At 69.7% G+C, this 14,001-nt stretch carries 16 protein-coding genes and 2 pseudogenes; 6 read left to right on the top strand and 12 right to left on the bottom strand.

Features of this window, described 5'->3' with window-relative positions:
* Positions 1 to 353: 353 nt before the first annotated feature.
* A pseudogene (locus tag ACFW2E_RS16620) lies at positions 354 to 569 on the bottom strand (site-specific integrase); the annotation flags it as partial.
* Positions 570 to 692: 123 nt separating this feature from the next.
* On the opposite strand from ACFW2E_RS16620, the gene ACFW2E_RS16615 reads away from it, so the two are divergent.
* Positions 693 to 872, top strand: a complete 180-nt coding sequence (locus ACFW2E_RS16615) for a hypothetical protein (RefSeq protein WP_384466985.1) — start codon at positions 693 to 695, stop codon at positions 870 to 872.
* Positions 873 to 1,259: 387 nt separating this feature from the next.
* On the opposite strand, the gene ACFW2E_RS16610 is transcribed toward ACFW2E_RS16615, so the two are convergent.
* The 5 genes and pseudogenes from ACFW2E_RS16610 to ACFW2E_RS16590 all read right to left on the bottom strand — a co-directional run bounded on the left by ACFW2E_RS16610 (position 1,260) and on the right by ACFW2E_RS16590 (position 4,807).
* Positions 1,260 to 2,561, bottom strand: coding sequence for a cytochrome P450 (locus ACFW2E_RS16610; protein WP_384466972.1), 1,302 nt, complete (start codon positions 2,559 to 2,561; stop codon positions 1,260 to 1,262).
* Between the two features lie 783 nt (positions 2,562 to 3,344).
* Positions 3,345 to 3,587, bottom strand: a complete 243-nt coding sequence (locus tag ACFW2E_RS16605; RefSeq protein WP_384466983.1) for a DUF6529 family protein — start codon at positions 3,585 to 3,587, stop codon at positions 3,345 to 3,347.
* Between the two features lie 121 nt (positions 3,588 to 3,708).
* Positions 3,709 to 3,792: pseudogene (locus ACFW2E_RS16600) on the bottom strand (hypothetical protein); the annotation flags it as partial.
* 44 nt (positions 3,793 to 3,836) lie between these two features.
* Entirely contained in the window at positions 3,837 to 4,277 is a 441-nt protein-coding gene (locus ACFW2E_RS16595) for a hypothetical protein (protein ID WP_384466970.1), read from the bottom strand.
* Between the two features lie 50 nt (positions 4,278 to 4,327).
* On the bottom strand, positions 4,328 to 4,807 hold the full coding sequence (locus ACFW2E_RS16590; RefSeq protein ID WP_384466968.1) for a cupredoxin domain-containing protein: 480 nt from the start codon (positions 4,805 to 4,807) through the stop codon (positions 4,328 to 4,330).
* A 738-nt stretch (positions 4,808 to 5,545) separates the two neighbouring features.
* Here ACFW2E_RS16590 and ACFW2E_RS16585 point away from each other — a divergent pair.
* The gene (locus ACFW2E_RS16585; RefSeq protein ID WP_384466966.1) at positions 5,546 to 6,019 is read left to right on the top strand and encodes a transposase domain-containing protein; all 474 of its coding nucleotides are present in this window, start codon (positions 5,546 to 5,548) and stop codon (positions 6,017 to 6,019) included.
* A 397-nt stretch (positions 6,020 to 6,416) separates the two neighbouring features.
* On the opposite strand, the gene ACFW2E_RS16580 is transcribed toward ACFW2E_RS16585, so the two are convergent.
* The 3 genes from ACFW2E_RS16580 to ACFW2E_RS16570 all read right to left on the bottom strand — a co-directional run bounded on the left by ACFW2E_RS16580 (position 6,417) and on the right by ACFW2E_RS16570 (position 8,007).
* Positions 6,417 to 6,692, bottom strand: a complete 276-nt coding sequence (locus ACFW2E_RS16580; protein ID WP_384466964.1) for a hypothetical protein — start codon at positions 6,690 to 6,692, stop codon at positions 6,417 to 6,419.
* Between the two features lie 44 nt (positions 6,693 to 6,736).
* Positions 6,737 to 7,546 (bottom strand): hypothetical protein, encoded by an 810-nt coding sequence (locus ACFW2E_RS16575; protein ID WP_384466962.1) that lies wholly within the window; start codon positions 7,544 to 7,546, stop codon positions 6,737 to 6,739.
* Positions 7,547 to 7,878: 332 nt separating this feature from the next.
* The gene (locus ACFW2E_RS16570; protein ID WP_384466960.1) at positions 7,879 to 8,007 is read right to left on the bottom strand and encodes a hypothetical protein; all 129 of its coding nucleotides are present in this window, start codon (positions 8,005 to 8,007) and stop codon (positions 7,879 to 7,881) included.
* Between the two features lie 657 nt (positions 8,008 to 8,664).
* On the opposite strand from ACFW2E_RS16570, the gene ACFW2E_RS16565 reads away from it, so the two are divergent.
* Together ACFW2E_RS16565 and ACFW2E_RS16560 are read left to right on the top strand one after the other, a co-directional pair.
* Positions 8,665 to 9,534 (top strand): YhjD/YihY/BrkB family envelope integrity protein, encoded by an 870-nt coding sequence (locus ACFW2E_RS16565; RefSeq protein WP_384466958.1) that lies wholly within the window; start codon positions 8,665 to 8,667, stop codon positions 9,532 to 9,534.
* Between the two features lie 56 nt (positions 9,535 to 9,590).
* Positions 9,591 to 10,229, top strand: a complete 639-nt coding sequence (locus ACFW2E_RS16560) for an SIMPL domain-containing protein (protein WP_384466956.1) — start codon at positions 9,591 to 9,593, stop codon at positions 10,227 to 10,229.
* A gap of 62 nt (positions 10,230 to 10,291) precedes the next feature.
* Here ACFW2E_RS16560 and ACFW2E_RS16555 read toward each other — a convergent pair whose 3' ends face one another.
* The 3 genes from ACFW2E_RS16555 to phoU all read right to left on the bottom strand — a co-directional run bounded on the left by ACFW2E_RS16555 (position 10,292) and on the right by phoU (position 11,665).
* Complete coding sequence (locus tag ACFW2E_RS16555; protein ID WP_384466954.1) at positions 10,292 to 10,543, bottom strand: SCO4226 family nickel-binding protein; 252 nt, start codon at positions 10,541 to 10,543, stop codon at positions 10,292 to 10,294.
* Positions 10,544 to 10,668: 125 nt separating this feature from the next.
* Positions 10,669 to 10,824 (bottom strand): hypothetical protein, encoded by a 156-nt coding sequence (locus ACFW2E_RS16550; protein ID WP_384466952.1) that lies wholly within the window; start codon positions 10,822 to 10,824, stop codon positions 10,669 to 10,671.
* A 151-nt stretch (positions 10,825 to 10,975) separates the two neighbouring features.
* Positions 10,976 to 11,665 carry a phosphate signaling complex protein PhoU gene (gene phoU, locus ACFW2E_RS16545; protein WP_384466950.1) on the bottom strand — a complete coding sequence of 230 codons (690 nt, stop codon included), beginning with the start codon at positions 11,663 to 11,665 and terminating at the stop codon, positions 10,976 to 10,978.
* A gap of 223 nt (positions 11,666 to 11,888) precedes the next feature.
* On the opposite strand from phoU, the gene ACFW2E_RS16540 reads away from it, so the two are divergent.
* Positions 11,889 to 13,181 (top strand): sensor histidine kinase, encoded by a 1,293-nt coding sequence (locus tag ACFW2E_RS16540; RefSeq protein WP_384466948.1) that lies wholly within the window; start codon positions 11,889 to 11,891, stop codon positions 13,179 to 13,181.
* Positions 13,178 to 13,858: a response regulator transcription factor gene (locus ACFW2E_RS16535; RefSeq protein WP_010358452.1), complete on the top strand. Its 681-nt coding sequence runs from the start codon at positions 13,178 to 13,180 to the stop codon at positions 13,856 to 13,858. The genes ACFW2E_RS16540 and ACFW2E_RS16535 overlap by 4 nt, the downstream gene beginning before the upstream one ends.
* The last annotated feature ends 143 nt before the right edge of the window (positions 13,859 to 14,001 follow it).

Genomic DNA, 14,001 nt, shown 5'->3' with positions numbered 1-14,001 from the left:
AAACTTTCCCATAGTCGTCACGCGCGAACCAAACGCACAGCTAGGCGCCACCTTGTTTGTTTGGGTGGACAGTCGGAGTGCTCCGAAAACCTTGGAAAACTTCCCAAACTTTCCAAAGTTTTCAGGAGTCGCCTCGTGCCGCCCGACGTGTCTCCGTAGCCTCCTGGCTGCTTCTTGGCGCCTCGTTCTCCAGGGATGCCGCCACTGTTGTTGCGTGCTCGCCGGGGATCCCCGCTGTTCCTGGCAAGGGTGGGGATCTGGGTGGGCCGCTAAGCGGTACCGAGCGGCTTTGCGGTATCGGCTTAGCTGTATTACTGGTCTTCCTTTACGGGTTGGGTATTACGGGTTAGGCATTACGGCTTTCTTGTCTGGCCTGTGGGTGCACTGCTTTTCTCGTAGCTGCCCGCAATTGCTTTCCGTGTGCGCTCCTGGCTCGACGGCATGAGGTGCGCGTACACGCGGAGCGTCAGACCTGGGTCTGAGTGGCCCAGGTACTCGGCGAGGGCTTTGATGTTCTCCCCGGCGTCCGGGAGCACCGAGGCGTAGAAGTGCCGGAGTGCGTTCATGCCGTAGCAAGAAGAAGTAATCCCCTAGCCGCAAGCCCCCTACCTGCAGTTCCTCTACCGGTAGGGGGCTTTTTGATGGGCTCGGGCGCCTGTGGGCCGTCCGGGCCCTGGGGGCTCTGTCTTTCCTTGGCGAGACAGCAACACGGCACGCTGCTGCGATCCGAGCCCTGCACAGTCACCGTCACCCAGGACAGCGTCCGCATCACGTGGACGATCCGACCAGTGGTCTTCCTGCCCCTCGCACACCGCCAGGGCGTCGAACTTCCAGCCTGCGCATACGACTTCAAGCCCCACGCGACCGACTGAGTCACAACTCTCCCTTCTCTCTACTGGTTCAAGCCCCGGCGCCGCTCCTGCCTCCGGCCCGCTCCGCCCGCGCCGCGCCGACGCGCGCCCACTGGTGGATAGGGCCGGTGGCCATGAGTCGATCACCGCACATCACGGCCACGGTCAGAGCAGTGCCTCCGGCGGGGGAACGGCCGGTACCGGGACGGAGGGGGCACCGTCCCCGGCTGGGGCCCGTTGTGGCAGACGCTGGGGGCTCCCGTCCCGCACACCATCGCCCCGGGCAGAGCCGAGCAGACGCGGCCCATGGCGTACGGGATGGGAGCGGTCGTGTCTTGGTTGCGGTGGGTCAGCTGGCTGACCAGGTGAAACGGCCCGGATGTCATCTAGTGATGCCGCCAGCTTCCGCTAAGAACTCCTGGGAAATAACTGCCCTCGGCTGCGCACGGTGGCACGCAGGCGCAGGCCGGCGGTTGCGAGACCTTCGAAGGTGGTGACCCGGTAGCTGGGTTCCGGTCCAGGCGGCTCGCTCAAGTGGTAGCGCCGGGCGGTCTGCGCGGTCAGGAGCGTCAGCATGGCCATGGCCAGAGCGGCTCCCTCGCAGCCGTGCGGCCCGGTACCGAAGGCGAGGAAGACCCCGGGTTTCGCCGGCGAGCCCGAATCATCGAGCCAGCGCTCGGGCTGGAACCGGTCCGGCTCGGAGTGTTCCCGTGCGTCGCGGTGGGCGGTGTAGGGGCAAACGAGAACGGTGGATCCCGCGTCGATGGTGTAGTCGGCGAGCTGAGTCTGCCGCGGCGCGCGCCGGGTCAGCAGCCAGCTCGGTGGGTACAGTCGGAGCACCTCGCGTACCAGTGCCTGGGTGTACAGCAGGCTGTCGAGGTGGGTGCTGGTCGTCGCGGCCGGGTCCGCGGGCAGCAAGGCGGCTTCGGCCGCGATGCGGTCCGCTGCCTGGGGGTACCGGGCCAGGTGGAGCAGGATCCATCCGGCTGCCCGGGAAGGTGTCTCGAAGGTGGCGACGGTGATTCCGGGGAGGGTGTCGAGGACGGCCTCTTCCGGCAGTAGGCCGTAGCGGGAGGAGGGCCGGAGCATCTGTCCCAGCACGTCGTCACCGAGCCGGCCCGATGAACGACGCTGGCGGACGATGGCCCTCAAAGCGTTGGTGAAAGCGACTTGCTGCCGTGTGCGGAACCGCCGTGCCGGTGTGGGGACCCAGCGCGGCCATACCCAGCGCGAGGGGCGTACGAGCACCTCCCGGGCCACGAAGAGCTGCGAGGCGAAGGGCAGCAGGGTGGGAGCGTCTTCGGAGAAGAGATAGCGCACGCCGATCCGTGCCAGGGCGGGCCGGATCGCGGGCAGAATCTCGACGTCCCGGCCCGTGGGCCACTCGTCGGCAAATCGAGCGGTCCCGGGCGCGATCTCACCGATGCGGGCTGCAACCGCCTGCGGGCGTAGTCCGCGCATGCGGGCGGCGTGAGCGTGCGTACGTTCCTCGGGTGTCGGCGCTCCGCTGGACCGCTTCAACGGCGGGAAGAGAGGCGAGGATGGCTTGGGGAAGTCCTGCGCGCGGTGCAGGACTTCTTCACACGGCCCGGCCGTAGCGGCTACGTAGACACCCGGCTCCAGCTGCCAGACGTCCCCGCACTCGTCAGCGCCACGGCGCGCCAGTGCCAGCCGGTCGCGGCTCCAGGCCGCGAAGCTGCCTTCGGGCAACCGCGGCGGCTCATTCCTTGGGCCCATGAGATCGCCCCTGACGCTCATCCCTGTCCAGGGTGTGGCCGGGAGCCGGCGGGCGCCCGGGGCGCCCGCCGGCAGTGTGGTCACACTCCGTCGTCGCCGGTGTACGTGCCCCAGTCGTGCTCTCCGTACGCACCGTAGTTACGGGTGAAGGACAGCTTGCCGAGCAGCTTGGCGATCATGATGCGCTCCTCTCGTCCGTCTGCAGCACCATGTGCCTGCCGTATATGCCATTTTTTCACACATGCCCCATATCTCATATTCAGGGCATCAACCGCGTGTATGGGTATAAGACGCGGTGCTACGGGCCGGGCTCGTAGCGTCGCCCCGGTCCTGGAGGCCAGTGCCACCCCCGGCCGCGAGGTGTGGCGGCGCCCGTCACCTCAAGACCGTGGGCACCAACGCTCCGAAGGAACGGAACGGCTTTCGTGCGAACCGGTCACCTCGCACCTCGGGAAGGTCAACCTGCGTCAACTCGCCCAGATGACCGGGCGCGAACCGGCCCGCAGTCATCGGGAACTCGTAGGAGACCGTCGTGATACCGGGCGACAGGGTGCAATGGCGTGCGGGATCGGCAGTCTTTGCGGACCATCCGATCAGGACGCCCGAGATGCACGCGGTCCTGGCCAACGGCCACTCGCTGAGCATCGCCGTCACCGCGCACGTCGCACTCGCGACCAACGGCAGCTGCCGCGTCCAACTACCCCCGGAAGCCATCACGGTCTGGCCGACGACGGCACCGATCCAGCGCCGTCCGCCTTACAGGCCGGGTGCCCGGTAGTCGTCGAGGTACCAGAACGCCGCCGCGTACCGGACCAGGGCGATCGCCGTGACGAGCGTGCCGCCGGCAAGCGGGAGTGCCCAGCCCGGCCGGCGGCGGTGGCGCACCACGACGACCTTGGCGTCGAAGCCCCCGTAGAGGAAGCATGCGGTGATCGAGTGCAGCGCCTGGCAGGTCCCGGTCAGCTGAACGCCGTAGGCGACGATGCAATGCCGGGCGATCGGGAGGGAGAGCAGGAAGGCGGCCAGGTCGATGAGGCGGTGCGCGGTGCGCGGTGTGCACCGGGTGCGGCGCGGCGCGCAGGCCGGGAAGCCGGCCGTACATCCACAGCGCGAGGAGCAGCTGGAACAGCGCCAGGCCCAGCAGGGCGCTGCCGAGCTGGGCCTTGAGCAGGTTGACGCGGTGGCCGTGTACCCCGAAGCCCAAGGAACTGTCGGCGTTCGGTGCGGAGGGCGCGGCGTGGCACGTGATCAGCCGCCCCCGCCGTCGACCTCGTCGCCCGGAGGAGCGTCGGCCCGAGTGGACGGAGGGCGCGGTGGGCCGGTGATCCAGAAGCCGACGAGCGAGGTCACGGCGCCGAGGGCCTCAGCGATCGCACTGGCGGTCTTCTGCGGCCACCAGGCCGGCTCGTACATGTTCGGCAGCGGACCGAGCGGGCCCACGTTCACGTACCGATAGAGCAGCGCGGCGCCCAGGGCGGAGACGGACACCAGGAAGGCGAACGCCCACACCGGCCGCCGCCGACCGAAGAGCAGGACCAGCAGCGCGGCCAGGGACGCCGCGGCGGCCTCGAGGCGGAACAGCGTTCCCTGGCTGATCTGCTGTCCGACCGGATCGTAGGCGGCGGCGAGGTCGGCGTGCACGTAGGCGTTCACGGCCAGTGCGGCCGCGGTCACCACCTGGAGCAGCACACGCGTGACCGTGGGGCGGCGAGGGCGGTCGCTGGGTTCGGGAGCCATCGCTACTGACCGGTCGCGCTCGCTGCGGCGCTGCCGGACGCCGGGGACGCCGGGCCGTTCCCGCCGACCTGGAGGTGGGTGTCCATACCGAGTTCCTTGTGCTTGTCGACGGGACACCACAGCTTGTAGCTGCCGGGCTGGAGGGTGACCGTGAGCCGCGCTTGGCCGCCGGGAGGGATGGCCGAGGTGTGCGCGGTGGACACGCCGGGCCCCGCAATGGCCAGCACGTGTTCCACTGTGCCGGCGTTGTTGACGACGAACGTGACGGTCCCCGCGGACGCCTGGGCCTGCGAGAGGGTCAGTGAGTACTCCTTCTCCGTGACGGTGATCGTCGCGGCCGCCCGCGCGCTCGCGCTCGGACTCCCGGTCGGCGCCGGGGCCGAACCGCTGGAGCACGCAGTGGCAGCGGCCAGCGCGGCGAGTGCCAGAAACCGCACTCCGCCGCGGGCGCCACGCGGAGATTCGAACCAGTGCACGGCCATGCTTCGGTGCCTCCCTTCCACGACGAGAGACTGGCGTACCTTCCCGGCCGCGCCAACGCCGACACTCTCCGCGCGCGGGCCATCACCCGGTCGGGCGAGGATGCGCCCGGGCACGCCCCAGATCCTTCGACAGCAGCATGGCGCCTACCTCAGGCGCGGTGCGCCGTTGCGCGGCTGAACCGGCAGTTCACGGGCATGCGCTGGTAGTTGCTGTACAGCACCGGAGTACAGCAGCCACCACAACCGCAGCCGACCGGCAAAGACCACCGAAAACCCCACGACCAGCGTCCTGTACCGCAATGACTGTCCAGCCGATAGTTCGGGAAGAAGAAGGCGTGCCACAACCCTGCCGCTTGTCGCTGTGCTGGGGCCGTCTCTGGGCCGTCATTTGCTCGGCCGGGCCAGTCACACGGCAGGACCGGGGGAGTCCGGTCGCGGGTGTGGTCTCACATATGCCTGCGCTCCCGCTTCGCGGAGAGCCGCAACCGCGATCTCGGCGGCCTCTTCGGATATGCCGTCGTGGACAGGCCGCCTCCTCACGCCAGGGCCTGTGTCCGATCCCGCCCCTGGGAAGCGGTGCAGCTGAAGGGTCCACACCGGGCCATTGCAGGCGGGCCAAGAGCCTAACGTCGCGTCTCTGCGGTGTAGTTGGGACGTGTGTGGGTGTGCGGGGGTTGACGGTCATCGAGGCCCCTGGCAGGTCGGATAGCGGTGAGAGATCTGACCTGTGGAGCCTCGATGTCTTGTCATCGTGTCACCGCAGCGGGAGCGAACTCCAGGGTTGGGCAACGGATCACGTCGGCGCGAGCGGCTGCCGGGATCCGGCTGGAAGCCCTGGATGAGTTCGTCACCCCGCAGGCGGTGGAGGAAGCCGTCCGTTCCTGTGGCCGCCGGGACAGACGCTGGCGCGCATGCCTGCCGGCCAGCGCGGTGGTCTACTTCGTGCTGGCGATGTGCCTGCACTTCAGCGAGAGCTACGCGGAGATCCTGCGCAAGCTCACCGACGGCCTTCGCGGGGCAGTTCACGCAGGCGCCCTGCGGGTGGCAGGCACCTCCGCTGTCTCCAAAGCCCGCAGGCGGCTGGGCCCTGAGCCGCTGAGGGTCCTGTTCGAGCAGGTGCGTGGAGCACCGATCACCCCGCAGTCGCCCGGCGCGTTCGCCTTCGGCCGGCGCCTGCAGGTCAACCACGATGCGGCCCAACCTCGCTCCTAAAGCGGTGGTCGGTGGCAGCCTCGTGACCTCCGCGCGCCCAGCCTGGCGGGAAGTCGCGCGGAGCCGGCGCACCGTGGCCGCACCACAAGCGCACCGCACCGTGGCCACACCACAAGCGCACCGCATCGTGAGGGAACAGCGGGGAACCACGGCCGGGCAAGAAGGAGCAGGGAACGCGACCGTGCCTCCCACCTGCGCGAATGGCGCGGATGGGAGGCATTTTGGGGCCGGAGCGCGCGTCCGGGTGCAGCGGCCCGAGCGCCACAGCCGCCGCCTGCGCAGAGGACGTCGGCCCCCAAGGCCACGAGGCAGCTCTGGAAGACGGACGTTCCGCGAACTTGTCGGATCGTCGTCCAGGCGCTTCAGGCGCTTCAGGCGCTTCAGGCGCCTGCGCTGATCACGTGCGCTGAGCGCTCCTGCGCGCCAGGAATTCGGCGGCGGCCCCGGCCAGCAGAGCGAGGCTCAAGCCCAAGACCCCTGCGTTGATGACCGAGGGACCCTGGGACCAGGCCCAAGCGCAGCCGACCGCGAAGGCCACGGCTACGGCGATGCGTCCGGGAGTTCCGCTGACCGCAAGCAGAGGAGTCCGCCCAGCCGTGCGCCGACGGTACTTGAGTACGACGATCACCGCGGCAACCAGCACCAGGATGGTCGGTCCTGCAAAGCTGTCCATAACCTACGTGTGCCCTCTCTGTTCCACCACAGCGTGCGGTGGACCTACTTGCAGTATCCACCCTTGTACTCGTACGGAAGGAAGGTCGGCACCTTCACCTCAACGCACTTGCCGTCGGAGCTTGCGTTCCAGGCCACCCGGGATATGTTCGCCGCGTTCAGGATGCCGTACGCATCGAACGGCGGCGGAGCGGCCGCGAACAACACGGCCACGAACCCGGCATTGGAGGCGAGGTGGGATGTCTCCTTCTTGTTGAAGTAGACCGTGCCGCTGATGATTCCCCACGTCCACTTCGGGTCGGCGACGATGGGGTACGCGGCGTTCGCCCCGGGTTCTACGACCTGGGTGACGGTGTCTCCCTCGACCCGGTAGGACGTAGGCACCGGCGCGCCGTTCGCGTCCTTCGCCCAAGGCGTCTCCAGCCCGCCGATGATCTTTCCGGAGGCGTCGAAGACGACCAGGCCGCCCTCGGCGGTCTGCCGTATCGTGGCGCCCTCCGGCAGAGACAGCCTGAACGACTGCTGCCGCGGAGCGTTGGCGTCCTCCAGGGTGAAGAGCGCGCGGAAGCCGCCGTCCGTCGTCGCCTGGGCCGCAGTGGAGACCGAGTCGTCGCGGCCGACGAAGACGGCCGTGCCGCTGGTGCTCGAGGCTTCCTTCTCGCCGACTCCGGGAAGGGCGAGCTTGACGGTGTCCGCTCCCTTGGTCGCGGTGATGGGATCGTCAGCGCGGGTCGGAAGGGTTACCCGAGCCCCGTCCGCGGCAAGAGTGCCCGAGCCCTTGAGGATCTCCTGTGTGCCCGTCGCCTTCTCGATCACCGTCGATGCCGTCGCGGTGTGCGATGGAGTGTCAGCCATGGCGCCGGGCGCAGTGAACACGGTCAGTGCCGCCGCTCCAGCAACGAGCGCCAGATTACGAACTCCTGATCTACGCAAAGCAGTTCCCCCAATGGTTCTGGTCTGTGCCGACCTCGTCGGCCGGGGGATCTTCACACAGCTGATCAGCAGCTCACAAGATCATCATCTCTTGATCGTCGTCGGTCGCTCTGGTGGCAAAGATGGGTCATTGCCTGCATATGACAGTCTCATGGTGAACCTTGGGTGAGTTGTCCGACTTTGACGGACGCCCTCCCGGCAGGTCGAACACGCCATGTGAAGTCGGCCACTTGGCCGGAATCATATGCAAAGAGTCAGTAAGTGCCCTGCTCACGGACGAGGTTGAGCACGAGGTCGAGCACGAGGTCGAGCAGCTGGGACAGTTGCCGCGTGACGCCCTGGCCGGTGATCCGCCGACGACCTTCGAACGTCGGCCGGCACACACCAGGAGCGTTGGATGAACGCCCTTGGTCCCGTCCGCAACCTTCCCCGCGCCGGGCGGAGTTCGCGCCCGCGAAACCGGTGGACTGGCCGCCGCCCCCGGCCCCGGCAGGAAGCGCTACGAGGCTGAAGTCGCCAAGGCCCGCGTGCGCTGTCCTGGGGCCGAGCCGAGGCAGCCGGCAGCGATCACTCGGCTCTCCGCCGCACGCCCGTGCATGCCACCGGGCCGTCCCAGTCCTCGGTGACGAACAGCATGAAGAGCAAGGCACCGGCCCCTCCGCGGACCGGTCTGCCCCAGCCGCACCGGTCGACCGGGCCGGCCGAGGAGCTCCACGGCACGCTCCGGGCCGGCGGTCTCAATGCCCCGGCGGAGCGTATGCCTGAGACGGAGCACGTAGGTACGAGCGAGGCACTCGGCGGAAGGAGTGCCGCCCCGGACGGCATGAGACGCGCCGCCACGGAGCGTGGCGAGTGCGGCCGGGGACGCCTCGTCGCCGGCCGGCAGGCGTTCGAGTTGTTCCCGGTCCATGACGTCAACCCCCGTCCGGGATCACGCTGTGCGCCGACCGGAGCCGGCAAGCGGCTTTGCCCGGCCGGACGTGTCCGGCGCGCCGCCGGGTGAAACCTCCCGCATTCTGGGGGCAGGAAGGAGCGACGGCATGCCGGGACGGGCACAGCGGCTGGTCGACTCCGCCCGGTCCGCGCACGCACGGGCGGCGGACCGGTTCCCCGTGGTCACCCACCTCGCGGAGCGCATGGTGTCGGTGAACATCTTCGACTCCGCCACCCGCCTGGCGGCGCAGAGCTTCCTGACCGCCGTGCCGCTGCTCTTCGTGATCGGGGCGTACGCGCCGCCCGCGGTACGGCACCAGCTCATCACCTCCGTACGCACCGTCTTCGGGATCACGGGTGCCGCGGACGCGCAGCTCGTACACGCGCTCAGTCCCACGACGGGCGAACTGCGGCAGGCGACCGGCGTGGTGGGCGGGCTGATGGTGCTGCTCTCGGCCACCGCGGTCAGCAGGGCGATGCAGCGGCTGTGCAAACGGGCCTGGGAGATTCCCCGGGCGGGGACCAGGATCGCCCCCTGGCGGTGGCTGGCCTGGCTCGTGCTGTGGCTGGGGGCGCTGGTGGTCCAGGGCCCGATGCGCGACGGGTTCGGCGTCGGGGCCTGGCTGGGGATCCCGGTCACGCTGGTGGGGGCGACGGGTCTGTGGTGGTGGACCCAGCACCTGCTGCTCGGCGGCCTGGTCGGCTGGAAACCCCTGCTGCCCGGCGCGGTGATCACCGCGGTCGGCCTCACCGCGCTGTCCGCGACCGCACGGTTGTACCTGCCGCGGGCGCTCAACCGCGGCCTCGCCGAGTACGGTCCGCTCGGTTCGGTGTTCATCATGCTGTCGTGGCTGATCGTGGTCTGTGTCGCCGTCGCGATCGGCATCAGCGCAGGTGCCGTGGCGGCCCAGGAGCCACCGCTGGACCGCCGCCTCGGCAGCCCGCCGGCGGCCCGGGCCCGGGCCGCGCCCTCCTGACCCGGTGACCCGTCCAGTCCGTTGCGATGGCGGGGTGTTGCTGATTCGATCCTCGAATGACAGAGATCAAGGAGCCCTGGGGGCTCAGTGTGCTGGGCGCGGGACACGTGTCGGCGGAGCCCCGGCTCGCGCAGGTGAGACTCGCGGTCGACCTCCTGGCACCGACCCCCAAGGAGGCGTTCGCCCAGGCCGGAGCGGCCGTCGCCAGGCTGCGGACCGTGCTGCGGGAGCACGGCATACCCGACGCGGACGTGTCCGGCTCGCGCCTCGCCCTCCAGTCGGACTTCAAGGGGTACGGAGCGGAGCGGACGTTCCTCGGCTATCGCTGCGAGGCGACGTACACCGTGCAGACCGAGGCCCTGGACCGGCTCGAGCTGCTCATCGACGATGCCGTCAGGGCCGGCGCGAACCGGGTCGACGAGGTGCGCTTCGAGGTGCGCGACAAGCCCGCGCTCCGGGACGAGGCCCGCCGCAGGGCGGTCGCGGCCGCACGGCGCAAGGCCGAGGTGTACGCGGACGCGTGCGGGGTGCGGCTCGGCCCCGTGCTGCACATCCAGGACGTCGACCCGGAGTCGCTCGGGATGCGCAGTCACGGCAGTCGCATCGGGGGCGATCCGGAATCGGACGGTGTCCTCGCTCCCGGAGCGGTACGCGTCGAGGCCGCCGTGCTGCTCGGCTTCGGTCTGCTGGCCTGACGCGGACGGGCCGCGGTGGTAGTGGGCCCACCGCTCGGCCCGGCTGCCGCCGCCGGACGCCGTCACCAGATGGACAGTGGCACCGGATGGATCTCGTCCGCGGGATGGCCCGCGCGTGCGTGGACGCGCTGGACCGCCTCGGCCGAAGGGCCGTCGGAGAGGCAGTACACCGTGCCGGACTCCGGGTCGGCCCAGGCCCTTTCGAAATGCACGCCCTCGTCCTTCTCGACGGCCAGGTCAGCCTGGTGCACCTGGTTGAGCTGGTCGGCGGTGATGCCCTTCATCCCGTGGTGGACGTCCATGAACTGGGTCATGGTCACGCGCCTCCTTCGTTGCCGTGCTGTCCGTACCGCCTGCGCTCCCCTTCCTTCATGCTGCGCCGAAGGGCCCCGGTGAACCATCGCACCGGGGCCCTTCGTTGGTCGTACGGGATCTGCCGTCAGCCGCACTGGCAGGGATTGCCGGACTGGCACCCGCAACCGCAGCCCGAGCCGCAGCCGCATGCACCGAAGAGCGGGAGGCTCCTGGTCTCGGCGGGCTGGTCCGTCTCACGCTGCTGGGTGGGGTCGGGCGTGGTGCCGGGGGAATCGGCCATGGGTCCCCTCCTGGAGGCTAGGGCCTGGTGCCTTCGCCCATTCCATGCCCGTTTCACCGGGCGCATCAACGGCGCACAGTGGCGTTCGCGCGCCTTGCCCGCGCAACGCGCGACGCCGGGCAACCACCGAGCGCCCGTGGCACCCGGAGGGTTACGCCCCCTCGACCCCCGTCACCGGCTGGATGTCGGGCTGGAGGTCGTCCGCGTGCTCGCCCGTCACCAGGTAGACGACGCGCTTGGCGACCGCCACGGCGTGGTCGGCGTACCGCTCGTAGTAACGGCCGAGCAGGGTGACGTCGACGGCGGTCTCGATGCCGTGCTTCCAGCGCTCGTCGATCAGGTGCTGGAAGAGGGTGCGGTGCAGGAGGTCCATCTCGTCGTCGTCCTGCTCCAGCTGGAGCGCGAGGTCGACGTCCTTCGAAACGATCACCTCGGCGGCCTTCGCCATCAGGCGCTGGGCGAGCTGGCCCATCTCCAGGATCGTGGCGTGCAGGTCGTGCGGGACCGCACGCGAGGGGAAGCGCAGGCGGGCGAGCTTCGCCACGTGCTGGGCGAGGTCGCCGGAGCGCTCCAGGTCCGCCGACATGCGGAGCGAGGTGACGACGATCCGCAGGTCCGTGGCCACCGGCTGCTGGCGGGCGAGCAGGGCTATCGCCCGCGCCTCCAGGTCGTGCTGCAGCTCGTCGACCTTCTGGTCCGCCTCGATGACGCTCTCGGCCAGCTTGAGATCGGAGTCGAGGATGGCCGTCGTGGCGCGCCCGATCGCAGACCCGACCAGCCGGGCCATCTCCACCAGACCGTCGCCGATCGAATCAAGTTCCTCGTGGTACGCGTCCCGCATCAGGATTCCCTCTCGTACGTGTTCTTCGGGGGTTCCGGGGGCCGGGGCCCGTGGCGAAACCACTGGTGCGAACCCCACGCTCCCACGTTCCGGCTCGTACGCGTCCGTTTCTGCCACCGCAAATGAACCAATACTGGCTCCAAGGTGAACTCTGGGCGACGAGTGTTCCAGCTCGCACCTCGACGGCTGTGGCCAGGAGGTATCCCATGCCTAACCTGGATGCATGGACGTGAACGCGGCGGTCGCCGCAGCGGCAGCGATCGCCGGGGTTCTCACCGGTGTCATCGCCATGCTGGCGTTCCGCTGGAGCGAACGCGACCAGAAGCGACCGACCAGGACCTCTTTGCACACCGACCCCGTACTTCCGCCGGGCGTGGACACCGTGCTGTCCGTGCTCCGGTCGTCGGCGGTCGTCCTCGACGAGGCCGACGCCGTCGTCAAGGCAAGCTCCGCGGCATACGCCCTCGGGCTGGTACGCGGTGGCAAGCTCTCCATCGAGCCGATGCTGCAGATGGCCCGGGACACCAGACGCGACGGGGAGATACGCCAGGTCGAGCTGGATCTGCCCAGGCGGGGGACCGGGCGGGGCGAGGCCCTGGCCGTCTCCGCCCGGGTGGCGCCGCTCGGGTCCCGGCTCGTGCTGCTCCTGGTCGAGGACCTCACCGAGGCCCGGCGGATCGAGGCCGTACGACGCGACTTCGTCGCTAACGTCAGCCACGAGCTGAAGACCCCCGTCGGCGCGCTCTCCCTGCTGTCCGAGGCCGTCATGGACGCCTCCGACGACCCGGAGGCCGTGGAGCGCTTCGCCGGACGCATGCAGATCGAGGCCACCAGGCTGACCAACCTGGTCCAGGAGCTGATCGACCTCTCCCGGGTGCAGAACGACGACCCGCTGGAGGACGCCGAGCCGGTCCGGGTCGACGAACTGGTCGCCGAGGCCATCGACCGGTGCCGCCACCAGGCCGGTACCAAGCAGATCACCATGGCCGCCGGCGGCACGGCCGACCTGCATGTGTGGGGGAACAGGGGACAGCTCGCCGCCGCCCTCGGCAACCTCGTCGAGAACGCCGTCAACTACTCCCCGGCCCGCACTCGTGTCGGCATAGCCGCCCGCCGGGTCAGCGTGCCCGGGGGCGACATGATCGAGCTCGCCGTGACGGACCAGGGCATCGGCATCTCCGACAAGGACAAGGAGCGCATCTTCGAGCGTTTCTACCGCGTCGACCCGGCCCGCTCGCGGGCCACCGGCGGCACCGGTCTGGGTCTCGCGATCGTCAAGCACGTGGTCGCCTCGCACGGCGGGGAGGTCACGGTGTGGAGCGCCGAAGGCCAGGGCTCCACCTTCACCCTGCGGCTGCCGGAGGCGGGCGTGGCCCGCGATCGGGCCCAGCAGCACCCCGACCTCGACGACGAGGCGGGACAGGCCGCATATTCGTCACCCGGATCACCCGGATCCGCCGAATCCCCCGACTCAACCGCGTACGCAACGCTTCCCGCCCCGGAGGTCCTTCCGTGACCCGAGTGCTCGTCGTCGAGGACGAGGAGTCCTTCTCCGACGCCCTGTCGTACATGCTCCGCAAGGAGGGCTTCGAGGTCGCCGTCGCGGCCACGGGCCCCGACGGACTCGACGAGTTCGAGCGCAACGGCGCCGACCTCGTTCTCCTCGACCTGATGCTGCCGGGGCTGCCCGGCACGGAGGTGTGCCGTCAGCTGCGCGGCCGCTCCAACGTCCCCGTGATCATGGTGACCGCCAAGGACAGCGAGATCGACAAGGTCGTCGGCCTGGAGATAGGAGCCGACGACTACGTAACCAAGCCGTTCTCCTCGCGTGAGCTGGTCGCCCGCATCCGGGCCGTGCTGCGCCGCCGTGGTGAGCCGGAGGAGGTCACGCCGGCGGCCCTGGAGGCCGGTCCGGTCCGCATGGACGTCGACCGCCACGTGGTGACGGTCTCGGGCTCGAAGGTGGACCTTCCCCTCAAGGAGTTCGACCTCCTGGAGATGCTGCTGCGCAACGCCGGGCGTGTCCTGACCCGTATGCAGCTCATCGACCGGGTCTGGGGCGCCGACTACGTCGGGGACACCAAGACCCTCGACGTCCACGTCAAGCGGCTGCGCGCCAAGATCGAGCCCGACCCGGGCGCGCCGCGGTACCTGGTGACGGTGCGGGGGCTCGGGTACAAGTTCGAGCCGTAAGCCGTGCGACCGGGGTCACGGCGGCGGTCCGCGCGGGCCGGCGGACCCACGACGTACGAGTGAATGGGGGGGGGGCCCCCCCCCGGGGGCGCGCCCCGGCGATAGAGCCGGCGCGCCGGCGGGCGCGGGGTGGGGTGGTTTAG

The organism is Streptomyces sp. NPDC058964 (assembly GCF_042741275.1).
Lineage (GTDB): Bacteria > Actinomycetota > Actinomycetes > Streptomycetales > Streptomycetaceae > Streptomyces.
Note: the sequence above shows the minus strand (reverse complement) of the source record. Positions and strands in the feature narration are given on the sequence as shown.

Bases quoted from the DNA above. Each gene is read 5' to 3' on its own strand.
- ACFW2E_RS16590 (WP_384466968.1), bottom strand. From the start codon at position 4,807: ATGGCCGTGCACTGGTTCGAATCTCCGCGTGGCGCCCGCGGCGGAGTG.
- ACFW2E_RS16585 (WP_384466966.1), top strand. From the start codon at position 5,546: ATGTCTTGTCATCGTGTCACCGCAGCGGGAGCGAACTCCAGGGTTGGG.
- ACFW2E_RS16580 (WP_384466964.1), bottom strand. From the start codon at position 6,692: ATGGACAGCTTTGCAGGACCGACCATCCTGGTGCTGGTTGCCGCGGTG.
- ACFW2E_RS16575 (WP_384466962.1), bottom strand. From the start codon at position 7,546: ATGGCTGACACTCCATCGCACACCGCGACGGCATCGACGGTGATCGAG.
- ACFW2E_RS16565 (WP_384466958.1), top strand. From the start codon at position 8,665: ATGCCGGGACGGGCACAGCGGCTGGTCGACTCCGCCCGGTCCGCGCAC.
- ACFW2E_RS16560 (WP_384466956.1), top strand. From the start codon at position 9,591: ATGACAGAGATCAAGGAGCCCTGGGGGCTCAGTGTGCTGGGCGCGGGA.
- ACFW2E_RS16555 (WP_384466954.1), bottom strand. From the start codon at position 10,543: ATGACCCAGTTCATGGACGTCCACCACGGGATGAAGGGCATCACCGCC.
- ACFW2E_RS16550 (WP_384466952.1), bottom strand. From the start codon at position 10,824: ATGGCCGATTCCCCCGGCACCACGCCCGACCCCACCCAGCAGCGTGAG.
- phoU (WP_384466950.1), bottom strand. From the start codon at position 11,665: ATGCGGGACGCGTACCACGAGGAACTTGATTCGATCGGCGACGGTCTG.
- ACFW2E_RS16540 (WP_384466948.1), top strand. From the start codon at position 11,889: ATGGACGTGAACGCGGCGGTCGCCGCAGCGGCAGCGATCGCCGGGGTT.